At 39.0% G+C, this 25,732-nt stretch carries 20 protein-coding genes; 10 read left to right on the top strand and 10 right to left on the bottom strand.

Features of this window, described 5'->3' with window-relative positions; translation table 11 throughout:
* The first annotated feature begins 200 nt into the window (after positions 1 to 200).
* Positions 201 to 524, top strand: coding sequence for a translation initiation factor (locus BW964_RS20370; protein ID WP_076510107.1), 324 nt, complete (start codon positions 201 to 203; stop codon positions 522 to 524).
* A 2-nt stretch (positions 525 to 526) separates the two neighbouring features.
* On the opposite strand, the gene BW964_RS20365 is transcribed toward BW964_RS20370, so the two are convergent.
* The 3 genes from BW964_RS20365 to BW964_RS20355 all read right to left on the bottom strand — a co-directional run bounded on the left by BW964_RS20365 (position 527) and on the right by BW964_RS20355 (position 5,741).
* Positions 527 to 1,426, bottom strand: a complete 900-nt coding sequence (locus BW964_RS20365; protein WP_076510105.1) for a leucine-rich repeat domain-containing protein — start codon at positions 1,424 to 1,426, stop codon at positions 527 to 529.
* A 54-nt stretch (positions 1,427 to 1,480) separates the two neighbouring features.
* Complete coding sequence (locus tag BW964_RS20360; RefSeq protein WP_076510103.1) at positions 1,481 to 3,634, bottom strand: alkaline phosphatase PhoX; 2,154 nt, start codon at positions 3,632 to 3,634, stop codon at positions 1,481 to 1,483.
* A 277-nt stretch (positions 3,635 to 3,911) separates the two neighbouring features.
* Positions 3,912 to 5,741 carry a cytochrome-c peroxidase gene (locus BW964_RS20355; RefSeq protein ID WP_076510101.1) on the bottom strand — a complete coding sequence of 610 codons (1,830 nt, stop codon included), beginning with the start codon at positions 5,739 to 5,741 and terminating at the stop codon, positions 3,912 to 3,914.
* Positions 5,742 to 6,129: 388 nt separating this feature from the next.
* Here BW964_RS20355 and BW964_RS20350 point away from each other — a divergent pair, with 388 nt between their 5' ends.
* Positions 6,130 to 6,585 carry a hypothetical protein gene (locus BW964_RS20350; RefSeq protein ID WP_228432045.1) on the top strand — a complete coding sequence of 152 codons (456 nt, stop codon included), beginning with the start codon at positions 6,130 to 6,132 and terminating at the stop codon, positions 6,583 to 6,585.
* Between the two features lie 19 nt (positions 6,586 to 6,604).
* Positions 6,605 to 7,459, top strand: coding sequence for a nucleoside phosphorylase (locus tag BW964_RS20345; RefSeq protein ID WP_076510099.1), 855 nt, complete (start codon positions 6,605 to 6,607; stop codon positions 7,457 to 7,459).
* Positions 7,460 to 7,597: 138 nt separating this feature from the next.
* Here BW964_RS20345 and BW964_RS20340 read toward each other — a convergent pair whose 3' ends face one another.
* Complete coding sequence (locus tag BW964_RS20340) at positions 7,598 to 8,356, bottom strand: Rossmann-fold NAD(P)-binding domain-containing protein (protein ID WP_076510097.1); 759 nt, start codon at positions 8,354 to 8,356, stop codon at positions 7,598 to 7,600.
* A 755-nt stretch (positions 8,357 to 9,111) separates the two neighbouring features.
* Between BW964_RS20340 and BW964_RS20335 the strand changes: the two genes are divergently transcribed.
* The 5 genes from BW964_RS20335 to BW964_RS20315 are packed head-to-tail and all read left to right on the top strand — an operon-like array spanning position 9,112 to position 14,697.
* A complete protein-coding gene (locus BW964_RS20335; protein WP_076510095.1) occupies positions 9,112 to 11,295 on the top strand; it encodes a type VI secretion system Vgr family protein in 2,184 nt (727 codons plus the stop codon).
* Complete coding sequence (locus BW964_RS20330; RefSeq protein ID WP_076510093.1) at positions 11,295 to 12,140, top strand: hypothetical protein; 846 nt, start codon at positions 11,295 to 11,297, stop codon at positions 12,138 to 12,140. The genes BW964_RS20335 and BW964_RS20330 overlap by 1 nt, the downstream gene beginning before the upstream one ends.
* On the top strand, positions 12,121 to 12,393 hold the full coding sequence (locus tag BW964_RS20325) for a hypothetical protein (RefSeq protein WP_076510091.1): 273 nt from the start codon (positions 12,121 to 12,123) through the stop codon (positions 12,391 to 12,393). Before BW964_RS20330 ends, BW964_RS20325 begins: the two co-directional genes overlap by 20 nt.
* An 11-nt stretch (positions 12,394 to 12,404) precedes the next feature.
* Positions 12,405 to 13,946, top strand: coding sequence for a PAAR-like protein (locus BW964_RS20320; RefSeq protein ID WP_076510089.1), 1,542 nt, complete (start codon positions 12,405 to 12,407; stop codon positions 13,944 to 13,946).
* 7 nt (positions 13,947 to 13,953) lie between these two features.
* A complete protein-coding gene (locus BW964_RS20315) occupies positions 13,954 to 14,697 on the top strand; it encodes a hypothetical protein (protein ID WP_123911977.1) in 744 nt (247 codons plus the stop codon).
* A gap of 223 nt (positions 14,698 to 14,920) precedes the next feature.
* Here BW964_RS20315 and BW964_RS20310 read toward each other — a convergent pair whose 3' ends face one another.
* On the bottom strand, positions 14,921 to 16,303 hold the full coding sequence (locus BW964_RS20310; RefSeq protein WP_076510085.1) for a hypothetical protein: 1,383 nt from the start codon (positions 16,301 to 16,303) through the stop codon (positions 14,921 to 14,923).
* A gap of 643 nt (positions 16,304 to 16,946) precedes the next feature.
* Here BW964_RS20310 and BW964_RS20305 point away from each other — a divergent pair.
* Together BW964_RS20305 and BW964_RS20300 are read left to right on the top strand one after the other, a co-directional pair.
* Complete coding sequence (locus BW964_RS20305; RefSeq protein WP_076510083.1) at positions 16,947 to 17,246, top strand: hypothetical protein; 300 nt, start codon at positions 16,947 to 16,949, stop codon at positions 17,244 to 17,246.
* A 119-nt stretch (positions 17,247 to 17,365) separates the two neighbouring features.
* Positions 17,366 to 18,181, top strand: coding sequence for an enoyl-ACP reductase FabI (locus BW964_RS20300; RefSeq protein WP_034750924.1), 816 nt, complete (start codon positions 17,366 to 17,368; stop codon positions 18,179 to 18,181).
* A gap of 81 nt (positions 18,182 to 18,262) precedes the next feature.
* On the opposite strand, the gene BW964_RS20295 is transcribed toward BW964_RS20300, so the two are convergent.
* The 5 genes from BW964_RS20295 to BW964_RS20275 form a co-directional block, all read right to left on the bottom strand.
* Entirely contained in the window at positions 18,263 to 19,702 is a 1,440-nt protein-coding gene (locus BW964_RS20295) for a glycoside hydrolase family 30 protein (RefSeq protein WP_076510081.1), read from the bottom strand.
* A gap of 43 nt (positions 19,703 to 19,745) precedes the next feature.
* Positions 19,746 to 20,555 (bottom strand): glycoside hydrolase family 16 protein, encoded by an 810-nt coding sequence (locus BW964_RS20290; RefSeq protein ID WP_076510079.1) that lies wholly within the window; start codon positions 20,553 to 20,555, stop codon positions 19,746 to 19,748.
* Positions 20,556 to 20,619: 64 nt separating this feature from the next.
* Positions 20,620 to 22,842: a beta-glucosidase BglX gene (gene bglX, locus BW964_RS20285; RefSeq protein WP_076510077.1), complete on the bottom strand. Its 2,223-nt coding sequence runs from the start codon at positions 22,840 to 22,842 to the stop codon at positions 20,620 to 20,622.
* A 9-nt stretch (positions 22,843 to 22,851) separates the two neighbouring features.
* Positions 22,852 to 24,279 (bottom strand): glycoside hydrolase family 30 protein, encoded by a 1,428-nt coding sequence (locus BW964_RS20280; RefSeq protein ID WP_076510075.1) that lies wholly within the window; start codon positions 24,277 to 24,279, stop codon positions 22,852 to 22,854.
* 3 nt (positions 24,280 to 24,282) lie between these two features.
* Positions 24,283 to 25,722 carry a RagB/SusD family nutrient uptake outer membrane protein gene (locus BW964_RS20275; protein WP_076510073.1) on the bottom strand — a complete coding sequence of 480 codons (1,440 nt, stop codon included), beginning with the start codon at positions 25,720 to 25,722 and terminating at the stop codon, positions 24,283 to 24,285.
* Positions 25,723 to 25,732 lie beyond the last annotated feature (10 nt).

Here is a 25,732-nt window from a genome sequence, read left to right as displayed (position 1 = left end):
GGGCAGATTTTTAAATTTTATTCGGTTCGAATGATTCTGGTTATTGGTGGAAATTATTGGTACGCTGTCACTAAGTTTTGTTTTTTTTGCCGCAGATTGCGGAGATTTTCACGGATGATTGAGGTTGTTGATGTGAATGATTGGTGCTATTTGTGAAAAATTATTTGTGATATTTGTGTTTAAACATTTAATTTTGCTTTATGGATTTACGAGATCAGCTAAAGAACCTTTTTCCTGAACATGAGGAAAAAGATTTTGAAATGCCTAAAGAAGATTTTAAGCAACAGGAACCTCTGGTGTGCAAATTTGAAAAAAAAGGAAGAAACGGTAAGCCTGTGACGATTGTTGAAGGCTGGGAAGGAAGTGAAGATGATTTGAAGAAAATTTCAAAAAAAATAAAAACCACCTTAGGAATAGGCGGTTCAGAGAAAGACGGAACGATCATTATTCAGGGCGATAATCGTGATAAAATAATGAATATCCTTAAAGAAATGGGATATAAAACCAAAAGAGTCGGCGGATAAATCTAGAAATAGATCTGGGTGTCCGGCATCAGGTTTTTTAATCGTTCAATCTTCGTTTTTTCTATTGGATTTCCTGTAAGAATAAGGGTTTTCAGGTTTTTAAGCTGTGCTATTTCTGCAGGAAGGTCTTTTAAGTCATTGTTCGCAAGATTCATACTGGCGATATTTTTGAGTCCTTTTATTCCGGACGATATTTCTGTAATATGATTGTCGCTTGCATTTAAAAATTCAAGATTTTTAGCTTTAAACAAGTTTTCAGGAAGCTTTACAATAGCATTCTGCTGCAGTTCCAGATATTTTAATTGTCTGGGAAACGACAGATTTCCAAGGTCATTGATCTGATTTTCAGATAAGTTGAGGAATTTTAAATTTTTGATCCTGTCCAAACGGTCCGCAATGATGCTGATCTGATTGCCCTGAAGATTAATTTCTTCCAGAGCCGGGATCTCCATCAATGCCTCCGGAAACACATTCAGATTATTGGCGTCAAAATGTACCACTTTTAAATGTTGAAGTTTTGCAACATGAGGATTGATACTTGTCAGGCCATTAAGATTCATCGAAAATGTATGAAGCTTTTTCAATTTTTCTATTTCATCAGGAATATATCTGATACTGTTTTCATTCACATTTAAGATCTCCAGTTCAGTTAATGCAAAGATCTCCCGATCCATCTTTTCAAGTTTATTTCCCATAATATTCAGAAAGAACAGAGCATTCAGTTCAGAGAGTTTCGGTGGCAGATTAAAAAGCCCTTTTTCTCTGAAACTCATACTGTAAACTGTTTTCTTGCTGGCCAAAGCCTCGTCTATATTGGTAAACGTAGGATATTTTACAGGATCGATCTGTGCTTTCGCTGGACAGATGGACAAAAAAGAAATCAATAGGACAAGTTTTTTCATAGTGATAAATTTCGGGCGGCGGCTTTGCCGCCGCCCGAAATGGATATTAATAATTTACTTTTTTAATAATTTCACAGTCTTCTGGAAACCACCTTCTGCTTCGATATTCAGAACCAAAATACGGGATGTTTCCAGCTGATGGGTAAAATCAAGATCCAATGATCTGTTCACACCACTGAATTTCTTCGTATACACAATCTTTCCATCCATGCTGTAGGCGGTTACTGAAATATCTTTCAATCCTTTTGGCGAATTGATCTTAACCATTCCTGAAGTAGGATTCGGAGCGACCTCAACGGTATTTTCTGCATTGTGGCTGTCAACAGTTCCTAAGGCTCCGGCTGTTCCTAAGTTTTGCTTTAAAGCAATAACAATCGTGGCTGATTTCCCTCTGTAGTCGATTGTGTTTCCGGTAGCGTCAACATCTGTAGAAATGGTAGAATCTGGATGCTGAATAGAGAAGAAACCGAATTTATGATCTGGGGTAAATGTCAGTCCTGTAGGCTCCGACCCTGCCGGCATAGAAGCGAAAAGTCTGACTTTAGGATTGGCTTGTGTATGATCCGGAGCAATCACCCAGATGTAATTTTTTCCACCATCCTGAAGAACCCAAAGATTTCCTAGTTCATCAAATGTCAGGTTATCATTTCCGTCACCCCACGCTTCAGTTTTCATTCCCTGTGGTGTATTGAAAGAATAAGAAGTGGAAGCACCTCCTACAAAAGTTTCCACCTGAGAAGCTGTCGTGCCATTATCCTGAAGACGGTATACTTTGTCTAGACCTTTTGCCGTAAAGTAGATTTTTCCGTCCAGAGGACTTATATCTACGTCTTCTACTCCATTAAATCTTGTTCCTCCCAACGACTGGGCAAGATTGGCTGTATTATTCTGATCTGCTTTCACTTTGTTCGGAACCTGAACCCATGTGGCTGTAGTTCCTACCGGATCTCCGGACGTACTTAGTCCCTGGTCAAGTTTTAGTACGTAAAGGTTTCCTGAAGCCAGATTATTCGGGGTATCCATTACATATTTGTACACCATGTGTGTTCCTCCATCTTCTCCGTAATAGGCTGTAGTTCCTGCATTATTCACCACTACGTTTTCGTGGTTCATGATTCCCATCTGCCAAAGTTTTCCTTTAGAACCGTCTGTATTTTTAGAAACCACCTGAGCAGTCGCCGGATCTATTTCCACTAGCCATCCGTAATCTTTGTAGCCATCATTGTTTACATCATTAGAAGTAACAGATTCTTCTGCTGTAACTACAGTTCCCCAAGGTGTAACTCCACCCGAACAGTTTCTGATCGTCTGAACCAAACTTGGATCTGAGAAACTTACTGCTCTCGATCTTGTCAGCTGCCATAGTTTTGTAGAAGAATTGTAAGTAACCTCAGCCATGGTAACACCTCCGGGATTCGTTTCATGGTTGACAGAAAGATATCCGTTGGTACTGCTTCCTGTCTTGGGAACATAAGCTGTAAAATCATTCTGACCACCTACCATTCCGCCTCCTTCAGTATAGTTGTCACCTTCTTTTAAGATAAGCTGATATTTGTGTTCTGCCGGAATGATCAGTTTATTGGTTTGTGCAGTAGGAACGATGGAGGTAAAACAACTGATGTGGGTTCCTGTACATGCTGCAGGAGGAGTAACGGTAGTTGTTGTCTTTAAATAAGCATCGATTCTGAGGTCTGAACTGGTTCCTGTTCTGTTGTGAAGTTCTACAGAAATTCTGTTCGTTCCGTTGACAAATTGAGACTTTGGAATAGAAAAAATATTATAAACACTTTCTGCCGCACCATCAATTGTTGTCACAGAAGGCGTATTGAAAGCAATAGTTCCGGCAGGCATATTATCTCTCACCACTTCAACCCCATTAAGATAAACAACGATTCCGTCATCTCTCATTACACCCAATTCCATATTGTTTGAAAGGGTAGACAAATCTACGGTGAAATCTTTAGCAAAATAAGCTGCTGTAAGACCTGAGCTGATGGTAGTGGTTACAGGATCTCCGTATCCCAGAGGTCCGTTTCCTACTGCCCATGTTGAAATGTCGTAGGTCTGGCCTTTCCATGGATCTGCCAGGGCCTGGTTGTTGTCTTTATAGCTCCACGACGAGTTTTTATTGAATAAAAAGGTCTGCGCCTGTACACTAAAGCCAGCGGCCATTGCCAGCGCCGCAATTGTAAGTAATTTTTTCTTCATTTTTTATTGATTTATTAGACCCTGCAAAACTATTTTTTTGCTGCTGAACCTCTGTTAATAGGACTTTAATTAAAGATCAGGGAATATTAATAAATCTAGAACCTAATGTTAAGGGAATTAAATAATTGTTAAATAATGAATGATACCATCAATGATAGATAGATAGATAGATAGATAGATCGTACTATACGATTCACCATTTCAGCAAAACATTGCCTTGAACCTGTCATCTTAAAGACTATTTTTACATTCAAAAACTCTAAACCTTTAACGCTTCTTACTTCGCTTTGCTAATGTCTGTCAGTGAATTCAGAAATGCAATGATCTGTTTGATCTCTGTTTTTGTCAGGTTGAGTTTATCCGGTGGTAAGGTTTGGTTTTTCATCTTTAATCCAAGACCTTCTCCCCCGCCTTCATTATAAAAATCCATAACTTCTTCCAGTGTGCTGAAAGCTCCATTATGAAAATATGGTTTCGTAAGGGCTATATTTCTTACTGTAACGGTTTTGAAAGAGTAATTATAAATCCATGACTTCTCTTTTTTGACAGGGCTTTTTCCCCTTCCCGGATCGGCATCCAGCTCTACAGGAAGCTGGTTAATTGGTTTTTTCGTTACTCCTAATACTTCAGATTCATTTTCATTGAAAAACGGTGGAACTAAACCAGAAAAATGAGGGGCAAAGTGACAAGTGGCACAGTTGGCTTTCCCCATGAATAAATTATAGCCTTTTTTCACATCATCGGAAATATCCTTTTCATTTCTCATGAAACGGTCAAAATCACTATCAAAAGAATACAGGGAAGCTACATAAGAACTTAAAGCTTTGGAAAAATTCTCTTTATTGATTTCACCATTGTTAAAAGCAGCACGAAACGCTTTTTTATACGCTGGTTTCGTTTTTAATTTTTTGATGATGTCTTCATAGCTGGTATTAAACTCGTCATCATTGTAAATCACGTGTTCAGCCTGCTGTTCCAGATAAAAGGCACGAAGGTCATAAAAAAACCTTTTCGCAAAAACAGCATTATAAAGAGAGGGTGAATTCCTTAAAACGGTTTTCCCTTCCACATTACTGGGGGATTTTGCTTGAAGATCTGTAAAGGCATTTTCCTGAAGATGACAAGCGGCACAGCTCATTTTACCGTTTTGACTTAAATTCTGATCATAGAAAATGGATTTCCCAAGACTTCGCAGGTCTTTATTATCTTCCGAAGACTGAAGTAAAGTATAAAAATAAGGATCAAGAAAATCACTGCTGAAGAGATTTTTACTCTTTACATTCCAGCCGGAAAATTCCTTTAGATCATCTTCTCTTCCATCCCAGTTTCCGAATTCTTCATACAATGGCTGAATATATTTTTTATAAAATTCAATCCTGTCAAAAGTTTCAAAATCCTGATGGTTTGAAAGATGGTTTATCCCTTCGTTAAGAATCTGATTGGCCTTTTGAACATTATAATTTTTAAAATAGGCATCGTCGTTGATGTATTTTTTAATTCCTGTAAAGGCGTGGCTGGCTTCTTCGGAAATATTCAGGGAACCGGGGGTATCAAAACCTGTCACTCCAAGGGTGTAAATTCTTATCAGCTCAATTCGTAAAGGCAATGTTTTGTTATTACCACGGCTCAAACCATTCTTTACCGCACTCAGGTAAAAACTTGAATAAGAATTGTACAGAAAGTCTGTAATGGTTTTTATTTTTTCTTTTTCGTCCGCAGCTTCATCTGAAAATATCAGTTCGTCTAGAACCTGAAGCCCTTCCGGTGGCAATGTATAGGCTGAAGTACCTGCAGCTTCGATATGAAACAAAGGAGCCGCATTAAGGTGTGTTTTTGTAAATTCAGGATAGTGATAAGCGATGTAAAATTCAATTTCTTTAAATGAATTCCTGGTACTGCTTAAGGATTTTCTGAGTTCTTCAATAGTAATCTGATCTTCTGAGAACTGATATACGTCTGATTTCAGCTGGTTAAGCCTGTTTTTAAAATCGGACAGTCCTTTATTGACAAAGGTATTTTCATTTTCTCTACCCTTGTCTACCGGGTTAAAAGACATGACAGCAAAACCTATCAATACAATCACAGCTAGCAGCGGAGATAATCTCATTAATTTTTAGCGGCAAAAGTACCGTTCTCATGTTATGTTAAGTTTAAGAACAGATTAAAAAATGTTTATATTTTACAGCAAACATGAAATATTCAAATTATTTTAAACTAAAATACATCAATATTAAAGTAAAATTTAATAAAACAACATCAACAAGAAAAAAAAAACGATGCCTGATGCTGCTTTTAACTTCTCTAAATTCCAGTCTCCATCTTCGAGCTTGTATCGATAAAAATTAGAAATATTTTTATTAATTTTAAACCCCGAAATTAAATTCATTATACTTTAGGACGGCTGACTTCTTCATGCCGGTTTAAAAAATGATGACGAAAGATATTGGGAGAGGATTTTTTTTAACATCAATTTCAACAGATTAAAACAAAATATTATGATGAAAACAAAAGTTTTATTTGCTTTTGCGGCAGGTTTTCTTTCCATCTTTACCTATTCACAGAAAAAAGAAATGGCTGTATATGCGGAAAAGAAGGGTAATGATTATTATCTTATCCGCCTTGAACAGGATAAACCGATCCCCAATGTTTACGTCTATTCCAATGGAGTTACAAAACCCTATAAAAAATATACGGATCTGAAAGACGTTGTGATGGACTTTCCGGGCATGATGGATTCCAACAATTCTACTAAAGAAGAAATGGTTTCGGTCCTTAAAAAAGGAGACAAGTTCTATGAAATTACCACCCAGAGGAAAGATCCTAAAAACTTTGAAAAGACCATTATCACAGTCTATGAAATATTTCAGGGACAAAAAAGAATTGTAGAGGAATACGATACCATCTATGAATTGGCCGGGTCGCCTTATAAGGACGCTATTTTTATTAATTAAACAACAAAAAATATAAGTTATGCTAAATAAGCTTGCTGCCTCAGAACTGGTTCTGAATGATGACGGAAGTGTCTACCACTTAAATCTTCTACCTGAAGATATTGCTGATAAGATCATCCTTGTGGGAGATCCGGACAGAGTGGCAAAAGTTTCACAATATTTTGATAAAGTAGAGATCAAAAAAAACAAAAGAGAATTCTATACCCATACCGGAACCTTGCGTGGAGAAAGAATTACCGTAATGTCTACAGGGATCGGAACCGAAAACATCGATATTGTGATGAACGAGCTTGATGCTTTGGTCAATATCGATCTTAAAAATAAAGAATTTAAAACAGAACATAAGGCACTTGAATTGTTCCGTATGGGAACCTGTGGAAGTGTTAACCCTGACGTTCAGGTTGATAATATGCTGGTCACCCAGAATGTTGTGGGTCTTGACGGACTGATGCATTTCTATCAGGACTATAGCTTTGAAAACGAATTTTCAAAAAACTTCATGGAGAAATTCCCTTACGCGAAGATCAAGCCGATGCTTTACTTCTCAGACTGGGCGGAAGAAATGGGAGAATACTATAAAGATGCCAAATACCACGGAAATACAGCTACTTTCCCTGGATTCTATGCTCCTCAGGGAAGAGAACTTCGTCTAAAAGCATTTGATGATAAGTTTCTGGAGACCCTGAACGATCTTGGAGTCACCAACTTTGAGATGGAAACCTCAGCCATTTACGCCCTTTCAAAACTATTAGGCCACAAAGCAATCACGGTAAACAATGTTATTGCCAACAGAAGACGAGGAGAATTCTCCGCAGACCATCACGCTTCTGAGAAAAACCTGATCGATTGGGTATTGGACAGAATCATTAAATAAAAAATATTTCAAAGACAAAACTTGAATTCTAAACCTTGTAGACTTCACTACCTACAAGGTTTAGTTTAAAAATACATTTTGCAAAAAAAGCAGGACCAATATCTTGGCCATCTACCGAGTCCATGAGAATTTATTATTTTAATGAAATGCTTTCGGATCCGGATATTTAAAGACAAAGTCTAATTCTGAAACTAATTTTGAGGGAAGTATTATTTTCCCCTCACCTACTGACTGATCCGGAGACGGCAGATTTTTCTGGGCGTTGATCACCTCGGCTTTTGACGGATGTTGTGGAGCGGTCACGTTATAAAGTTTTCCTTTTGATCCTATTTTGATCATTTTTTCAATGATGCCCGAAATATCTTCATAATGAATATGGTTCACCGGGGCCTGCAGATTTGAAACGTTGTAATTTTTAAGAAGCCTGTTATCTCCCATAAGTCCGGATAATCTCAAAATATTAACCTGCGGATATCTGTTTCTGACCATTCTCTCTCCCTGAACCTCATCAGAAGAAAGACTTTCTTCGCTATATTCTCCGGCAATATCCGGATATACACCGGTGGAACTCATCACAAACATTTGTCCATCAAAATCACCGATAAAAGACAGCAAATGCTGCACCCTATTGTACAACGAACTTGCGCAACACCTTTTCCCGGAAAGCGGAATAGTAATAATAAGAACATCTATATCCTTAATCTCGTTCCATTGTGCGATTTTTTCTTCCAGCTGAAAATCAGGAAAACTTGCCAGGGAGGCATGGAATCCTTTTAAAGAAAGATCCTCCACTTTATCTTTTGTAGTGGCAGTAGTATATATTTGATATGGTCCGGACATTGAAGCAGCGAGCCTGGATCCCAGCCAGCCGAAACCTATAATTCCTATTTTCTTCATAAATTTCAAGTATATGTTCTAATTTTATTTCTACTATTGATCTCGAGAACCAAAGTGAATTGTTAACAAAATTAAATCAATTTATACCGCCAGCAATGTTTTTGTTTTTCTGACATCGATTTTTTATTGAATGAAGCTCAGTGGAAATTAAGGGCTCAAAAGTTTTATGATAGTGTACAACTTCTTAAACCGGAAGTAAGCTTTACAAAAAACGCTACCATAGGATCGATAATCAGATCAGACTGTTTTTGTTATTCCAAAAACCTTTCTCCTCTTGCATACATGATCCCATCCCATCTGTTACTTCCATTAAAGTTTAAACTATAGTGGGATTTTCCTGTATCTGCAAAGAAGATGGAATACCCCATTCTTTTTGTCTCATTTTGAAACTAACAAGTGTTAGTAGTAGAAGTACGACAAAAAGTAAAATAGTCTTTCAATTTTTTTTGATTAGGATCGTACCTTCTTATATTTGTTTCACATCGATGTGATTTTAATATCTACAATACTACCCTGTAATTCAGAATATTAAATTCATCTAAACAAAATGTTAATGATATTATAAAATTTAAAAAAGAACGGGCTTTGCCTATGTATTACGTGAAAAAAGAACGGTAAATTCCTCACAAAAGAATGTCTTCTGCTGACATCGACCAGACAGTATTTCATCTGTAGTGAGTGATAAGAACAAGTATAATCGGGACCTGTAGATCAGGCCGGTGTTGACCCTACACTAATCAGAAAAAAAATATGTTATGTTTCAGGACAATCAATCATCAAAGAACCAGATTTCAAAATCCAAAAAAAATCTGGAAAGTATAGCCCAGACCAATGAGGCCAAAGAAACTGTAAAAAAAGCTGATTCCATAAAAAAAGCAGCACAGACTGCGGGACAGGCCATTTCCTATACTGATAATTTCATGAATAAAGTTGCCCAACCCAATACAGCACTGGTTTCGGAAAATAAAATCTGGGCGACACAGCCTACCTCCAAAATACACAATGCAAGCTCTATTCCCACCAGTGAACTTTTAGGCATTAACCGCGTCGTCAAAATTGAAATCATTATTGAAGGTAAAATTATCAAGCATTTCAAGCATTTTAAACTGACTCAAAGCGCTGTTAAACATCATGAATTCAATTTAACGCTTGCCCATGACACTTTAGGAGATGCAGAAAATCACAATCTGGAGCAGGCACAAAATTTTTTGGGAAAAAGAATTACGATAGTCTTTAAATATAAGGATGTAGAAGAAAGTCCGGAAAGGAACTTTGTAGGTGTCATTACAGAAGTAGGATTCAGTCAGGAAAAAGGCAGTCTGGGAAATATTGTCCTTACCGGAAACAGCCCTACCGTACTACTTGATGCAGCCCCTCATATCCAAAGTTTTGGAGGCACACAGGAAATCAGCCTGAACAGTATTGCAGACTGGGTTATCAAGGAAGGTCTTGGCTCCAATAAATTCGACTTCAGAGTAGATTCGCAGCATGGTAATGTTTCCTACAGCTCCCAGTATGAAGAAACTCATTACAATTATCTGGCAAGAATAGCAGAAGCCTATGGTGAACAGTTTTACTATGATGGAGAAGTTCTTCATTTCGGAAAACTGCCGCCACAGGAAAAACCAGTCCAGCTGGTTTATGGAAGCAGTGTCCACGACATCAAAATCAAAATGAAAGCCCAGCATGTAAATCCCAGTTTTTACGGCTACAACAGCAGCAAAAATGAAAAACTCACAACTGGAAGTTCAACAATCAACCACCAATCAGATATTGCGAAACGGGCTTACGAAATATCTCAAAAGACATTTACCACACCTTCTTTACGAATAGCCCCAATCAAAGCATCAACCTTTATGGATATCGATGCCTCTCAGAAAGGTACAGCAGGAAGTAAGGCTGTCAATGTTTTTATCACTTCAGGAACGACCAGTGTCCCGTTTTTATACCCTGGATGTACGGCAGATGTAGAAATGAGGAAATCAGAAACCAATCAGACGGCTTACTTCACTAAACTTATGATCACAGCGGTGAGCCACGAAGTAGATGGAAGAGGTTATTATACCGGAGATTTTGAGGCCATTGCCGCTGATACGGGATTTATGCCACGTCCCGAATTTGAGATGCCAAAGGCAGATCCTCAGTTCGCAAAAGTTATTTCAAATACCGATCCTTTAAATCAGGGTCGTGTACAGGTTCAGTTTGACTGGCAAAGCGGACAGGATAAGACAGAATTCATCCGTGTCATGACTCCTGATGCAGGAGGGAGTGATAAAGTAAGTAAAAACCGTGGTTTTATGGCTATTCCTGAAGTTGGAGACCAGGTGGTAGTCAATTTCGTACACCAGCATCCGGACCGTCCCTTTATAATGGGAGGAATGTTTCATGGTGGAGTTGGCGTTGGCGGCGGGCAAAACAATAACGTTAAAAGTTTAAGCAGTCGAAGCGGTAATAAACTGGAGTTAGATGACGGCGCAGGATCTGTATTCCTCACCGATCAGGGGGGAGCAAATATGAAGTTTGACGGAGCTGGAAATGCAACCACTAATGCCAATAATAATAAAACAGTAACAGTAGGCAATAATAATACAGTCAATGCAGGCAGTATGAGTGCTATTAATGTGGGTGGAAAAGAAGGCGGCGGAGCTAATTCCATGCTTACAATGGATAGTTCCGGAAAAATTACTCTGGAATGTGACACCACCATCACCATTAAAACAGGAAGCAGCTCTATTATCATGACTACAGGAGGAGATATTACTATAGAAGGACTCAATGTAAAAGTTATAGGGAAAACAACGACCGAACTTGGAAAAGCCTCTGCAAATCCTGGAATTAAGATCGATAGTGATATTAATGTCAATGCGGCCAAAATTAATACATCATCTTCCGGACCTACCAATATCAAAGGCGCAGATGTAGAAATCAATAAAGGATAATGATGCAGATTAATAACGAAAACAGAGGTGAACATCGAAAATATACTTTTCTCAGAGAAGAAAGGTATCAGTTTCAGGGCCTCAGAAATGAGAACTATATTGAAGCTGAGATCAGGGTTACCTTGACTTCTATTGAAAATGAAAAGCCCGTTTTTACGGTTGAAATGCCATTTTATAAACAATCCAATAAAGAGGGAATGTACAAATGGATCGGAGATCTGCATCAGCTGAGAGAAAAGATTGTCTGCACTCTCGACGAAAGCGGAAAACTGGGAAAAATTATCAACCTGGATGAGGTTCAGAACAAATGGAGAGAGATCAAGCCTAAAATAATTCTAAAACATAGAAATGAACAGTACCGTGAAGTTTTTATCAGAGGCGTAGAAGAACTTTTGGAAGATGGTGACCGTCTGGCACAAGCTCTGCGCTTCGCAATGCCCTATCAATTACTGTTTCCTGGCATTCATTTCAAAGAATTCAAAAAAAATCAGGTTATCAACGGATATCGCGAGCTGCCCAATTTTATTGCGGCTAAAAGTGTTCCGATCATTACGGAAGAGAGCATTTCTGAATTAGAAGACGGCAGATACCAGATCGACGTGAAAGGAAACATTGATGAAAGTAATTTCGCACAAGATAAAGTGACCGCTATGATCCGCATTTTAAAGAATCGTCCCAGGGTTCCGACACTTTTGCAGCTGAATTACATGGAACGTTATCTGCTGGAAGAATGGCCCTGGTCTGAACAGAGCATGTGTATGAGTCTGGCACAAATTCCAGGTACATTGTATCGGGAAGAAAAGAACATTTTAAAAGCGATAGCTCATGACCATCCCATTGCTTGATATTGTATTCCAGAACGACCGGTATTATCTTCTTTTTGATGATGAGAGGATTCTGGAGACTTCGGTTTCCAAAGAATGGTACCTGTATGCGGACGGAGACTACGTATGCTCTATCGAGAATTGTAAAGTTTCGGAACTATTGAAAGTTCCGGGTAAGATTTTTCTGGAAACCCGGGAAAACCTTAATCAACTGGAAAATAGTTTCAGAAGATTGAAAAATGTAATGCTAAGCTCAGATAAAATTAACCTCTAAACCATCGCATTATGGCAAAAAAATACGTACCCGAAGGTGCTTTTTTAGCTTGCGACAAAGGAACAAGCCCCTCTACCCTGCGGGTAAGCAACAATAAAAACACCACCATATACAGTGTTCCTATGGCATCGGAACTGGATTTCCTTCCTTTTTTCAATATTAAACCTATGGGACTTTGCACCAACCCTTTGAAATGGGCAACAGGCGCTTCCTGCTTACCCACCATTGTTACAGGATGGCAGGAACCAAAAGATGGGGTAAAGATCAATGGCAGCCGCATGCTGTTGGAAGATTCTTTTTGTAATTGTATATTTGGTGGAAAGATCAATATCTTTTTTGACAGAGCTGCTGCTGTATCCTATGGCGTTGGAGAAGGAAAAATGCCTTCCGACTATATCAAGGAAGGATTTGACTGGATTGCCGAGCAAAACAAAAAAGACCGCGACATGCGTGATCAGATGCTTCCGGACTGGATGAAACCGGTAACAGGTGTAGGAGATTGGTTCAATGACCTGGGGGCTGGGCTGGTAGAAGGAGCTGTAAACGGTGTCGTGGGGCTAGGCGAAACACTTTATCAGGTGGGTCAGGACCCCGTGGGTACTGCTGAAGCATTGGGTGGAATGGTAAGTGATGGATGGAATGCAGCTACCGAAGGTGTTGGAAATGCCTGGGACTGGGCCAGCAAGGGAGACAACTGGAGCAATGCGGCAGAAGGAGCCTGGAACTGGGCCAGTGACGGACAAAACTGGGCAGATGCCGGAAGCGCCGCCTGGGAAGGAACCAAAGATGCTGCAAGCTGGGTTGCTGAAAACCCCAGAACCATAGGTACTACTGTTGGGGAATTTATTCCTGATGCCGCTGCTGCTGTTTATACCGGGGGAACCTCATTGGCTGCTACAGCCGGAAAGACCGTTTTAAAAGAAGGAGCTGAGGCAGTGGTAGAAAAAACAGTTAAAGAAACTGTAGGGGAAGCTGTAGAACAAGGTGTGAAAAAAGGTGCAGATGATGTGGCAGAAGCAGGAGCCAAAAGAGGGATTGCAGAGACCATGGAACAGCTCGCCAAAAAAGAGGGGGGAAATATTGCTAAGGTTACAGATGGAAGTATAGATGAAATAGCTGAACAAGTAGTAAAAAAACCTACATATAGAATTGGAGAAAGTGATGGTGGTCCTGGAACGTGGGAAAATAGACACTCCCCTCAAAAGGGAGCAGACTATCAGAAAAAAACTACTGGAGCACCAGATAATACAGAATATGTAGTCAAAACCGACAAAATGAAAAGTGGAGAGAAAAAATTTGACGGATATGATCCTGAAACAAATACTCTTCAGGATTCTAAAGATTGGGATAAATGGCCACCTAAAGGAGATAGCGACTGGGCCAGAAGGAGAAGACAGCAAATGTTAGATTCTGCCAGAAAAGATGCTGAAATTGCTCAAGAAGCAGGCTCAAAACTTGAATGGCATGTTCCTACCCAAGCAAAAGCAGATGAACTAGCAGACTTATTTGACGATGCTAATATAGATATTGATGTTATTGTTGTACCAAAATAAATTAAATATGGAAAAAATCAAAGTAATTACCCGTTTGACCAATAGAGAAATGTCTGCCCATGACTTTATCAATTATTGCAAAAACATTGTTGTCAACCTAAAAAACATATTCAGTGATCTGAAAATGGTTTCAATATGGGATGACAGCACCAATTCCAAATTTTATTTTGAAAATAACCTCGCTAACTTCAGTGTCCAAAATCTTGATAAAATATTAATATATAACCCGGAAGAGGACGTTTTTCAGAATGATAATGAACAGGATAAAAATTTATATGAAAATTCAAAAAGTTGGATAGGATTTAACACGCTACTCTACCTGAGTAAAGATAAAAGTGAAGCCAGTGATCTTTCTATCAACATCACTCAAGGAGCATCTGAAAAAAATAAAACGGCATTAATTAATATTGAATTTTCTGATGAATTTCTTACAACGCTCACAAAAGATTTTTCTATAAAATTAATAGAATCTTTAGAAAAGTCTGGAGATTTAGTCTACGCGGTCGTTATTTCAAACGAACTCAGAAGAAAAGTTAAGACAAGCGGACAAAATTTATGGATTGGTTACCTGACCTATTTTCAACATAAAAATATAAAAATTAATCTTCCTGATAGCGTCAATAGTATTAATTATGATAAAGGAATATTAATAGATTTAGGGGAGAAAATTGAAATCTCAGACGAGGCCGTAAACAAAGCGGTGACCATAAGAAATATCCTGGGAGATGAAGCACTCAACTACTCTTCATAAAAAAATTTAAATAGGTCAGATTAAAAGCAGGTCCCATCTTTGACAAGATAGGACCTTAATTTTTTATACATTCATTGTTTTCACCTGTCAACTGTAGATATCACAACGTACCTTATTAATAAAATCTGTGGAAAAATTAAAACGCATCAATGAATCTCAAAAGAAAAATTCATCATGCACATTCACCCATTTCAATGGATTGTGTAAATCTCATATTTTTCTGCTAGAACTCATTAATCATCACATAAAAATGTCCCGAGTACAAGCTTTCGGTATTTCCAGAGATATTGGTAAGATTGATCGTCACACTTGAAGTAGATGTCATTCTTGGATTGGATATAGAAAACGAAGTATTCCCTGCAAAATCTCCTGCCGGAGAAACAACGATCGCAGCTCTTGCAGAACCTGGTTGCAGATTAGTAGGAATAGCAATCTCCAGGGTAACAGATTTTCCCGCAGCTAAGTTATTTACAGAAACCGACGGCCATGCTTCAAAGCTGATCTGGTTTTTTTGTACACTCCCCTTTTCACCCAGTTTATATTGTCCGTTGACATCTATTTTTGCTGAAGTATTGGGTGTTGCGGTTCCAATTCCCACGTTGGCATTATTATTCCCAATAACAATTGCATTAGCCTGTGAAGTGACTGCTCCATATCCTACTGCTGTCGAAAACTGGCCTAAAGCATTCGCTCCCGATCCTACTGCCGTTGAATTCTGGTTGTTTGTTACGGTATTATATCCTACGGCTGTTTCACTGTTTGTATTTGTCTTTGCATTATATCCTACAGCCGTGGACTGAAACCCTGACGCCGTAGAGTTTTTCCCTAAAGCTGTTGCATCATTAGTCGTTGTTTTGGCATTATACCCAAGCGCTATAGACTGAAATCCTGACGCATCAGCGTTATTTCCTACCGCAGTAGCTTCATTCACCGTTACTTTGGCATTATATCCTACGGCTGTAGACTGGTATCCTGAAATCTTGGAATTAGCACCCAATGCTACCGATTCATTAGCGGTAACGGAGGTATTCGTTCCAATAGCAATTCCCTGATAGGCACTGCTGGAATTTCCTAAAGCAATACCGTTTTGAGCTGCATTGGCAGCTGTTCCAAAGCTTATTGAGTTATTAACGCCTAGTCTTCCTACCGATGTAGAGTTGACTTTAAATACAAGGTCATCAGATGTATTGGTTCCCAAAGAGAGATTCGTATTCACTCCTCCGGAATTTCCACTATTGGTCGCAGAGCTATTCCAAACCGCCATTGGGCTTACCACTCCTCCATTTGTTCCGTTCCCACTGCTGGAAGCGGTTGTAGAAATCATATTCCATTGGGCTTTGCTCCAATAATACAATCCTTTTTCTGCTAAAGTACCTGTTCCGTTGTTCCATACAATAAGCCCGTCAGCCGGATTGGGAATGGTTGTCTGATCTGCAGAGGATGTCAAAGCAATACTTGGAAGAAGCATTCCTTTATTTTTTGAATTGATTTGTAACATCGCGGATGGATCAGGATTTGAAATACCAATCCCCACCTGTGCGTGAATTAAAATAGTAAATCCTAAAAGGAGAAGAATCAGTTGAACTTTAGTTTGTATTGGCCTCATGGTATTGTTAATAGTTTATTTTTCGAGAGTGCAAATATACGAATTTTCAATAAAATGCTATATTTTTTTATCATATTGACAAATAAACACACTTAACTGTGAGTAAACACCCCTTTAGTCACTATTAAATGAAACATTTTTCAAGATTAACTAAATGTTAAGTCCCTTTTGAAGCGGTATAGCGCGTATTTGAAATTCAAACTCCCCAGTTACAATTACACTATTTATAAAAAAAATCACTCAAAATTGAATAAAAAATAATCTATCACTACCTGATGAAATAGCTTTTTAGAAGACTTATTGACTATCATCCCGGGCTAAATAGTAACAGAAAATTCCTAAATCCGTAAAGTAGGTGCTATATTCTTTAAATCGTTTGGTAACATGTCACGAAGTGGATGTTCCACAGCGTTCAGGAAACAGAAATCAGAAGATCGTATCATGATATTATATCGATATTCCCCTGCTCTTTACTGGCCTTGGCTTCAGGCACATGAGATTCTTTTGAAGAATACTTTTAAAACAGGATTAATTCTTCTTTAGAAAATTATAACAAAATATTAAGAAAAATTTAACAATGACCTCTGATTTTAGGAATGGTTCTTGTTTATTTGATGATATACAACAATAAAATATTATTATTATGAACAATTCAGAATACAACAAAGCGGAAGATGCAGTAAACAACACAGAAAACTCTTTAAAAAATGCAGCAGACAATGCGAAATGGAAAATTGAGGATCTAGCTGGTAAAGCGAAAGATTATATCAATGAAAAGAGAGACAATGATCAGGAAGCTACTCAGGAAGACTGGTTTGAAAAAGTAAAAAATAATGCTTCTGATGCATGGGACGATATCAAAGATAAAGCCAATGATGCATGGGAAAAAACGAAAGATGCAGCAGAAGATGTAAAAGCAGAATGGAATAAGAAAACGAATTAAAATTTCAGTCAAATAAATATTTTCAAAAAAAAGGAGTCTTAAATCAATAAGGCTCCTTTTTTATTATGACGTAAACACAAATTATTGCTACATTTGTATTTAATAAACATTAAAAAATTATGTCATACGGTCTACTTAAAGGCAAAAAGGGAATTATTTTTGGAGCCCTTAATGAGCAATCTATCGCGTGGAAAGTTGCAGAAAGATGTCATGAAGAAGGTGCTGAATTTATCTTATCAAACGCTCCTATTGCATTGAGAATGGGAGAACTTAATGGTTTAGCAGAAAAAACAGGTTCTGAAGTGATAGGTGCAGATGCTACTTCTGTGGAAGATCTTGAAAAACTTTTTGATGCTGCTATTGCGAAATATGGTAAAATAGATTTTATCCTTCATTCAATAGGCATGTCCGTAAATGTAAGAAAAGGAAAGCATTATACAGAAATGAACTACGACTGGTTAGAAAAAGGTTGGGATATCTCCGCTGTTTCTTTCCATAAGGTAATGCGTGTGGCCTGGGAAAAGGACTGTATGAATGAGTGGGGAAGCATCCTTGCCCTTACTTATATTGCAGCGCAGAGAACGTTCCCGGATTACAATGATATGGCAGACAACAAAGCATATCTGGAGAGCATCACAAGATCTTTCGGAAATTATTGGGGAGCAAGAAAAGTAAGGGTCAACACCATCTCTCAATCTCCTACTCCTACTACAGCAGGAAGTGGCGTGAAAGGTTTCGGAGGTTTCTTAGGCTATGCAGACGATATGTCTCCGCTAGGAAATGCTACCGCTCTGGACTGTGCCAACTATTGCGTAAGCATGTTCTCTGATCTTACTCAAAAAGTAACGATGCAGAATCTTTTCCATGACGGAGGTTTCAGCAATACAGGGGTTTCTCAGAAAGTGGTAGACAAATATGACGCTGAAAGCAAATAATTAATCTGATTAATTGATATCAAAAATAAACCGGCGGCCTCTACGAGGCCGCCGGTTCTATAAAAAATAATCAATATGAAGCTATAAAATAACCGTCTGTATAGAATGGGCAGGTGCCGATAGCTTGGCAGACATTCCTTCAATCCACAGATTCGTTTCAATATCGTTTTCAGAATCATTCATAATGACCGTCACCAGCTGACCATTTTCATTCATGAAAGTAGTGGAGGTAAGAGCCGCTCTGTTGGAAGAACTTCCGATTCTCTGAGCATTGGGTTTAATATATTTTGAAACATGCCCTACATAATAATACTCATAGGTATAATGAACTTCTCCGGTTGAGGTATCGGCAATGATGGGGGCGAAACAGAAGTTTCCTACATGGTTAGGGCCTCCGGTTTGATCCAGAAGGACATTCCAGTCTGTCCATAAAGCAGTTCCTTTATTGAAATCATTAAGCATATTTCTTCCGTACAGTTCTCCCAGGCTTACGTCATAAATTTTTGACATATCAAACTGTTCTTTACATCCTTCTGTAAAAGCAAGAAATTTATCCGGGAAAGCCCTCTGGGTTTCTGCTAAATTATCGAAAAGCTGGGTTTTATTATTCCAGGTTTCATACCAGTGGTACCCGATTCCGTGGGCGTATTTCGAAGTTTCAGGATCGCTTAACGTAGTGGTTGCTCTTTGGTAAATTAAATCTCTGTTGTGATCCCATATCATTACTTTTTTGTCCTTGTATCCATTTTTCCAGAGAGTTGGCCCTAAATTGTTTTTCAGAAACTCTCCTTCTTCCTCCGCAGAATAAATACATGATTCCCAACTCTGTGTTGCCATAGGTTCATTTTGCACCGTTAGCCCCCAGATGTTGATGCCTCTTTTTTCGTATTCTTTGATGAATTTAATATAATAATCTGCCCAGGTCTGATAATACTGGTTCTCCAGTCTTCCTCCTTTATACAGACTTTTATTTGATTTCATCCATGCCGGTGGGCTCCACGGAGAGAAATAGAATGTAAAATCTTTTCCTATCGCTTTCTGCGCTTCTTTGATCATCGGGATCTTATACTTTTCATCATGGGCAATATTGAAAGTCTTTAAAGCCGTATCATCATCTTGCACATAGGTATAAGAATCGCTGGAAAAATCACAGGAGTTCATATTGGTACGAACCACCGTATATCCCAATCCGTTTTTCCCAAAGTAAGCATCCATAATTTCTTTCTGCTTGTTCTTTGGCATTTTATAAAAGGTTTCGGCAGATGCATCTGTGATGGCACCTCCTATTCCTATCAGTTTCTGATATTTGAAATCAGGATCTACAAAGATACAGGCATCGGTCTCTTTCGGCTGCCCGAATTTCTCAAACTTCACCGTTCCTTTATCCGCCATTTTTTCATTGGTCTTGGAACTCGTTAAAATGACTTTTGCCGTTTTACCTGTATTCTTCTTCCAGTAGTTCTGTGCATTCATATTCAATAATGCTCCCACTGTAAGACAGCTCACAATTAGTTTTTTCATAATCTTTTTCTTTCTGTTTTTGGACTCACCTGCCCTCGCTTCATTATTTATTTTGATAAACTCTTACATAATCTATATAATACTTCTGTGGAAAAATACGATCATCGATTCCTTCTTTTCCGCCCCAGAAACCACCTACCGCCAGATTTAAAATAAGAAAATACGGTTGATCGAAAGGCCATGCTTCATAGGTTTTTTCCTTATTTTCATAGGTAAAGAACTTCTGCCCGTCAATAAATACCTCTATTTTTTCCGGAGTCCAGTTTGCTTTATACACATGAAATTTTTCACTGGCATCCCTGATCATCAGAGTATCCGTTTTCTGTGTTCCCTGAATATGATTGTATTTTCTGGTATGCACCGAAGCATGAACATACCCTGGATGGAAACCCACATGTTCCATAATATCCAGTTCACCATCGTCCGGCCATTCTTTCATATTTTCGCTCATCATCCAGATGGCAGGCCATGTTCCGCGGCCTTTGGGAAGCTTTGCCCTCACTTCTACTGTTCCATATTGAAATGAGAATTTTCCTTTGGTTAAAAGCCTTGCGGAAGTATATGCATTCTTTCCCCAGTTTTCTTTTCTGGCTTCGATCACCAGGTTTCCGCCTTCCATTCTGGCATTCTCCGGCCTGTTTTTGGTATAAAACTGAACTTCATTGTTTCCATAGCCGTCTCCTCCTACATCATAGTTCCATTTTAATGAGTCGGGAAGCCCTTTTCCATTAAATTCATCGCTCCATATCAGTTTTCTCTGCGGATCTGTTTGGTTCGAAACACAACTGACAACAGAGACCGCGAATAGTCCTGTGGTACAAAGCTGAATGATATTTCTGAATTTGATTTTCATACATCAGGATTTGCTCACCTGTATTATTTTTAATGAATCTTACTAAAACTTTCCTATAGAATTTCTATTTCGTCCAGTTAATTCTTTTCGTTTGTCCATTTTGAGAACTGGTTCCTACCATAATATCAAATTCTCCACTTTCCCAGTCAAAATTCAGTTCGTCATCGAAAAATTTCAGATCTTCCGGAGTCAGCTTAAAATCTACTTTTCTGCTTTCTCCTTTTTTAATGAATATCTTCTGGAAACCTTTCAGTTCTTTCACGGGTCTTACTACTTTCCCAAAAAGATCTCTGATATACAGCTGTACCACTTCTTCCCCATCATATTTTCCGGTATTGGAAACCGTCACACTTACCGTCAATGTCTGATTTCCTTTAAGGCTTGCTGAACTTAAAACCATATCAGCATATTTAAAATCTGTATAACTTAATCCGTAACCGAAAGGAAACTTAGGGTCATTATCAAGATCGATATACGCTGAAACGTAATTTCTGTCAGTATTGTTTTTTGCAGGTCTTCCGGTATTGTAATGGTTGTAATAAACAGGAATCTGACCTTCTGCTCTCGGGAAGCTCATCGGAAGTTTTCCGCCCGGATTCACAGCTCCGAACAGAACATCAGCAATAGAATTCCCAGCTTCAGTTCCCAGCCACCAGTTATAAGTTATAGCAGGAATGTTATCTGCAGCCCAGTTGAAGATTAGTGGTCTTCCGGCATTGATCATTAAAACGATTGGTTTTCCGGTCTTCGCTATTTCTTTAAGCAAATCTTCCTGAACGCCAGTAAAACCAATGCTGCTTCTGCTTTTGGCTTCTCCGCTCATTGCATGTCCTTCTCCCAATGTCATGATCACTACCTCTGCCTTTTTTGCCGTTTCCACGGCTTCTGCAAACATAGATTTGTCCTGATCATCTACATTACAGCCTTTTGCATATAATAAGGTTGAGTTTTTATCAAGTTGGTTTTTAATACCGTCAAACTGCGAAACAATTCTTTGGTTGTCATCTTTAAATGCAACAGACCAAAAACCGTGATTCGCCACGGTTTCTTTTCCGAATGGCCCAATCAAGGCAACGGTTTTCACCGTTTTAGATAGCGGGAGAATATTCCCCTGATTTTTAAGAAGAACAATACTTTTGGAACCAAATTCTCTTCCAAATTTTCTATGTTCCTGATTATTGGTCTGCTCTTTCTGTCTCTTTTCATTGCTGAACCTGTACGGATCATCGAATAGCCCCATCTCGAATTTTTTAGCTAAAATTCTTCCTGCAGCATCATCTACAAATTTTATATCTACTTTTCCTTCTTTAACAAGTTTGGGAAGTTCCGTCATATAAACACGGCTTTCCATATCCATATCACTACCGCCAAGAATGGCTCTTTCAGCAGCTTCATGGGCATCTTTAGCATAACCGTGAGGAATCATTTCTCCGATGCTTCCCCAGTCTGAAACTACAAAACCTTTATAATTCCATTTCCCTTTTAACAGATCTCTCTGGATGTATGAGTTGGCTGTTGCCGGGATGCCGTTGATATCATTGAAAGAATTCATGAATGTTGCTACTCCGGCATTCGCTGCTGCTTTGAATGGTGGTAAATAGATTTCATGCAGTTGCCTTAAACTCATATCGACAGCGTTGTAATCTCTGCCGCCGACTGCCGCACCGTATGCCGCAAAATGTTTGGCACAAGCCATTACCGCATCAAGACTTCCTAAACCTCTACCCTGAAATCCTTTGATTCTTGCCAAACCAATCTGTGTTCCCAGATAAGTATCTTCCCCTGAACCTTCCATCACTCTTCCCCACCTAGGATCTCTGGCAATATCTACCATAGGCGCAAAAGTCCAGTGAATCCCATACGCCGCAGCTTCAGTCGCTGCAATTCTTTCTGATTTTTCTATCATCCCAAGATCCCAGCTTGCCGCCTGACCTAAATTGACAGGAAAAGTTGTACGATAACCGTGAATAACATCCTGTCCAAAAAGCAAAGGTATTTTTAACCTTGATTGCTGGGCTAATTTCTGAAAAGATCTTGTTTCATCTGCTCCTGCCACATTCAGCATTGAGCCTACCTTTCCTTTCTTTATTTCTTCCAAAACTACTGCGGAGTTAGACTGTTGAGGTCCGGTGGCATACTCAAATCCGCTGTACTGGACCATTTGCCCTACCTTTTCTTCCAGGGTCATTTTAGACAGCAGTTCCGCCACCTTCTGATCAACTGTTTTCTGCCCGTGAGCATTCATTCCCAACGCGGAAAATGCCAGTAAGAAATAAACTCTTTTCATGCTATTCAATTAAAAAACATAAGTGGCTGCCGAATTTCCTGAAAGGATAACCGGAGCCGTCTTTCCGTTATATTTGATATTAAAACTTTCATCGGTACTGTTTCCGTTCTGGATAATCAATACTGTTTTTCCGGCCGGAGTTTTAAATGCCGCCGTAGAAAGGGTTTCTGTCTGTGTGGAAGCAATACGCCTAGAACCTGCCGGAACAAACTTGGAAGCGTGTGCAATGATGTAATAGGAAACATTTCTGGTGAAATTTTCACTGTCAGAAACTGTTATGGCTCCTTTACATTCCGTACATCCACCGTCTGTGTGAGGTTGATACTGAGGATCATTCGCTACATTCCATTCCAAAGCGATACTGCTCCAGTTTCTCATTGAACCGATGACTACGTTTTTAACGTGCCAGTTCAGGTCTTCGGTAAAAGTCCCTTTCGATCCCGTCCACTGCTCGGTAAAATACAAATTTTTATCGGGAAACGCGTTGTGCACCGTGCTTAAAGCGGAAATATCACCTTCATATAAATGGAAGGCTGAACCGTCTATATACTGATAGGCTGCCGGATCTTTCAGAATATCAAGAGCATATTCCGGTTTATTGCAATTGTGATCGTAGACTACGATTTTTGTTTTGATATTCTTGGCTTTAAAAACAGGACCTAAATGACCTTTGATAAAATCTCTCTGCTGATCAGAGGGCATAAAAAGGCTGGGATTATTTCCAGGATGAAGCGGTTCGTTTTGAGGTGTTACAGCATCAATGGTAATGCCCTCTTTTTTCATTCCCAGAATATATTTTGCAAAATAGTCGGCATAAACTCTGTAAAAATCAGGTTTGAGGCTGCCTCCTTTTGATTTTCCGTTATCTTTCATCCAAACCGGAGGTGACCACGGTGCTGCAATGATTTTTATTTTGGGGTTAATGGCCAGAATCTCTTTCAGCATAGCGATCAGATCCTTGTCATTAGCCAGACTGAATTTTGAAAGTGAAGGATCTGTCTGTCCTTCCGGAAGATCGTCATAAGAGAAAACTCTTCCGTCCAGATCAGAAGCCCCGATACTTAATCGCAGATAACTGATAGAAATAGAGTTCTTATCATTTCCAAAAAGTTCGTGAAGCAAAGCTTTTCTTTTTGAAGGCGAAAGTCTGTTGATTACTTCTACACTTCCTCCCGTAAGGGTGTAACCAAAACCGTCAACATATTGAAACTTTTGAGTATCATCAATTTCAATATTCTGCCAGTTGTTGGCATTTTTCACAAATCTGACCGGAGTCTGCTGCTGTAATTTTATACTTTCATTGCCTCTGGTGAGCCATGACTGAACTTCACTTTCTTTACGTGATCCAACGGATGCACACGATAAAGGAAAAAGTACCACGCCGCAAAGCAGCGCGGTACCTTTAAAAAAGAAACTATATAAGTTGTGAAACTTCATATTTTAATAACCTGGATTTTGGGTTAAATTCTGATTGTTATCTCTCTGTCCTTGCGGAATAGGCCAAAGCAGCCTGTTTTGATTGATACTTGCAGCATACGGAAGTATATTTCCGTTTCCGTCTTTCTGCTGGGAAAGAATAGCAACCGCAGTTCCTGTTCTTTTCAGATCAAACCATCGCTGTCCTTCAAAAGCCAGCTCCAGTTTTCTTTCCGCCATTACTTTAGCAATCCCATCGGCTTCAGAGATTACCGCTACAGAAGACAAACCTGCTCTGGTTCTTACCTGATTAATGTATCCTGCTGCTCCTGTATAATCTGCCGTTCTTACAGCTGCTTCTGCCTTTAACAGAAGGATATCTGCATACCTCATAATGTAGAAATTCTGTGTCCCGTCCATCTTTCTCATTTTGTACATAAAAGGATAGCTGGTACTTGGCCAGTAATTATCTGACCATGCTACCGGTGAAAATTTCACTGAACTGTTGAGCCTCTGAGTATCTCCTGCATCGGAAAAAGTTTTGACAAGATCGTTGGAAGGAATATTGAATTTTTTCCAGTCGGTTCCCAGGAACATGGAAGATCCCCAGGCCCATACGCTTCCGGCATTACCATCTGCTTCAAAAATAGATTCTGCATTGCCTTCATGCAGTCCGTCAAAAAGCTGATCATATACCGGAAGTAAGTTTACTCCTGAAATATTGGATGCATACTGTTTTACTTTTGCCCAGTCTGGATTTGGCTTGGACGCATTAGCTTTTGCCAATAATCCATAAGCAAGATTTTTATTGGCTCTGTATTTCTGACTAACAGCCGGCGCATTTGCCACTGCTCCTTCCAGATCATTGATAATCAAATCATAAGCTTCCTGCGTAGTCTTCCTGGCTGGATAAACCTGACTGTATACCTCATCAAAGTTACCAGCATTAACCCCTATGACAGCCTTCGTCACAAGAGGAATATCTCCCCATAACTGTACGGCATGGAAGTAATATAATGCTCTTAAGATTGAGGCCTCAGATTTCATTTCTGCTTTTCTGGCTGTCGTTAATGATGGATCATTGATTTCATCTACATAATTAAGAATCATATTACAGTCGTTGATAAAACCGTACAGATATTTCCAATCCCTTTCCACATTGGAGTTGGTGGCAATGATCCGGTATTCATCCTGTTGAAAAGACTGAACGTTATCTGCTCCTGCATAAGAAATATCAGTTTGTGCATCACCATTCATCGCATAATCCAGCTGCCAGTACTCATTTCCAAAACCTGAATAAATAGTGTTCATCCTATTCTCTGCATCTGCAGCTGTTTTCAAAGGACTTTCAATAGAAATTGCCTGCTCTGTAATGGGTTCTGTGTCTAGAAAGTCATTACAGGAAACGGTCATCATAAGAGCTGATGCTCCCAATAGATAATATATTGCTTTATTGATTTTCATTGTAAATAAT

Origin of the sequence: Chryseobacterium shigense, assembly GCF_900156575.1 — a bacterium.
In the GTDB taxonomy this organism is placed as follows: Bacteria; Bacteroidota; Bacteroidia; order Flavobacteriales; family Weeksellaceae; genus Chryseobacterium; species Chryseobacterium shigense.
This window is presented reverse-complemented; position numbering and strand designations above follow the sequence as displayed.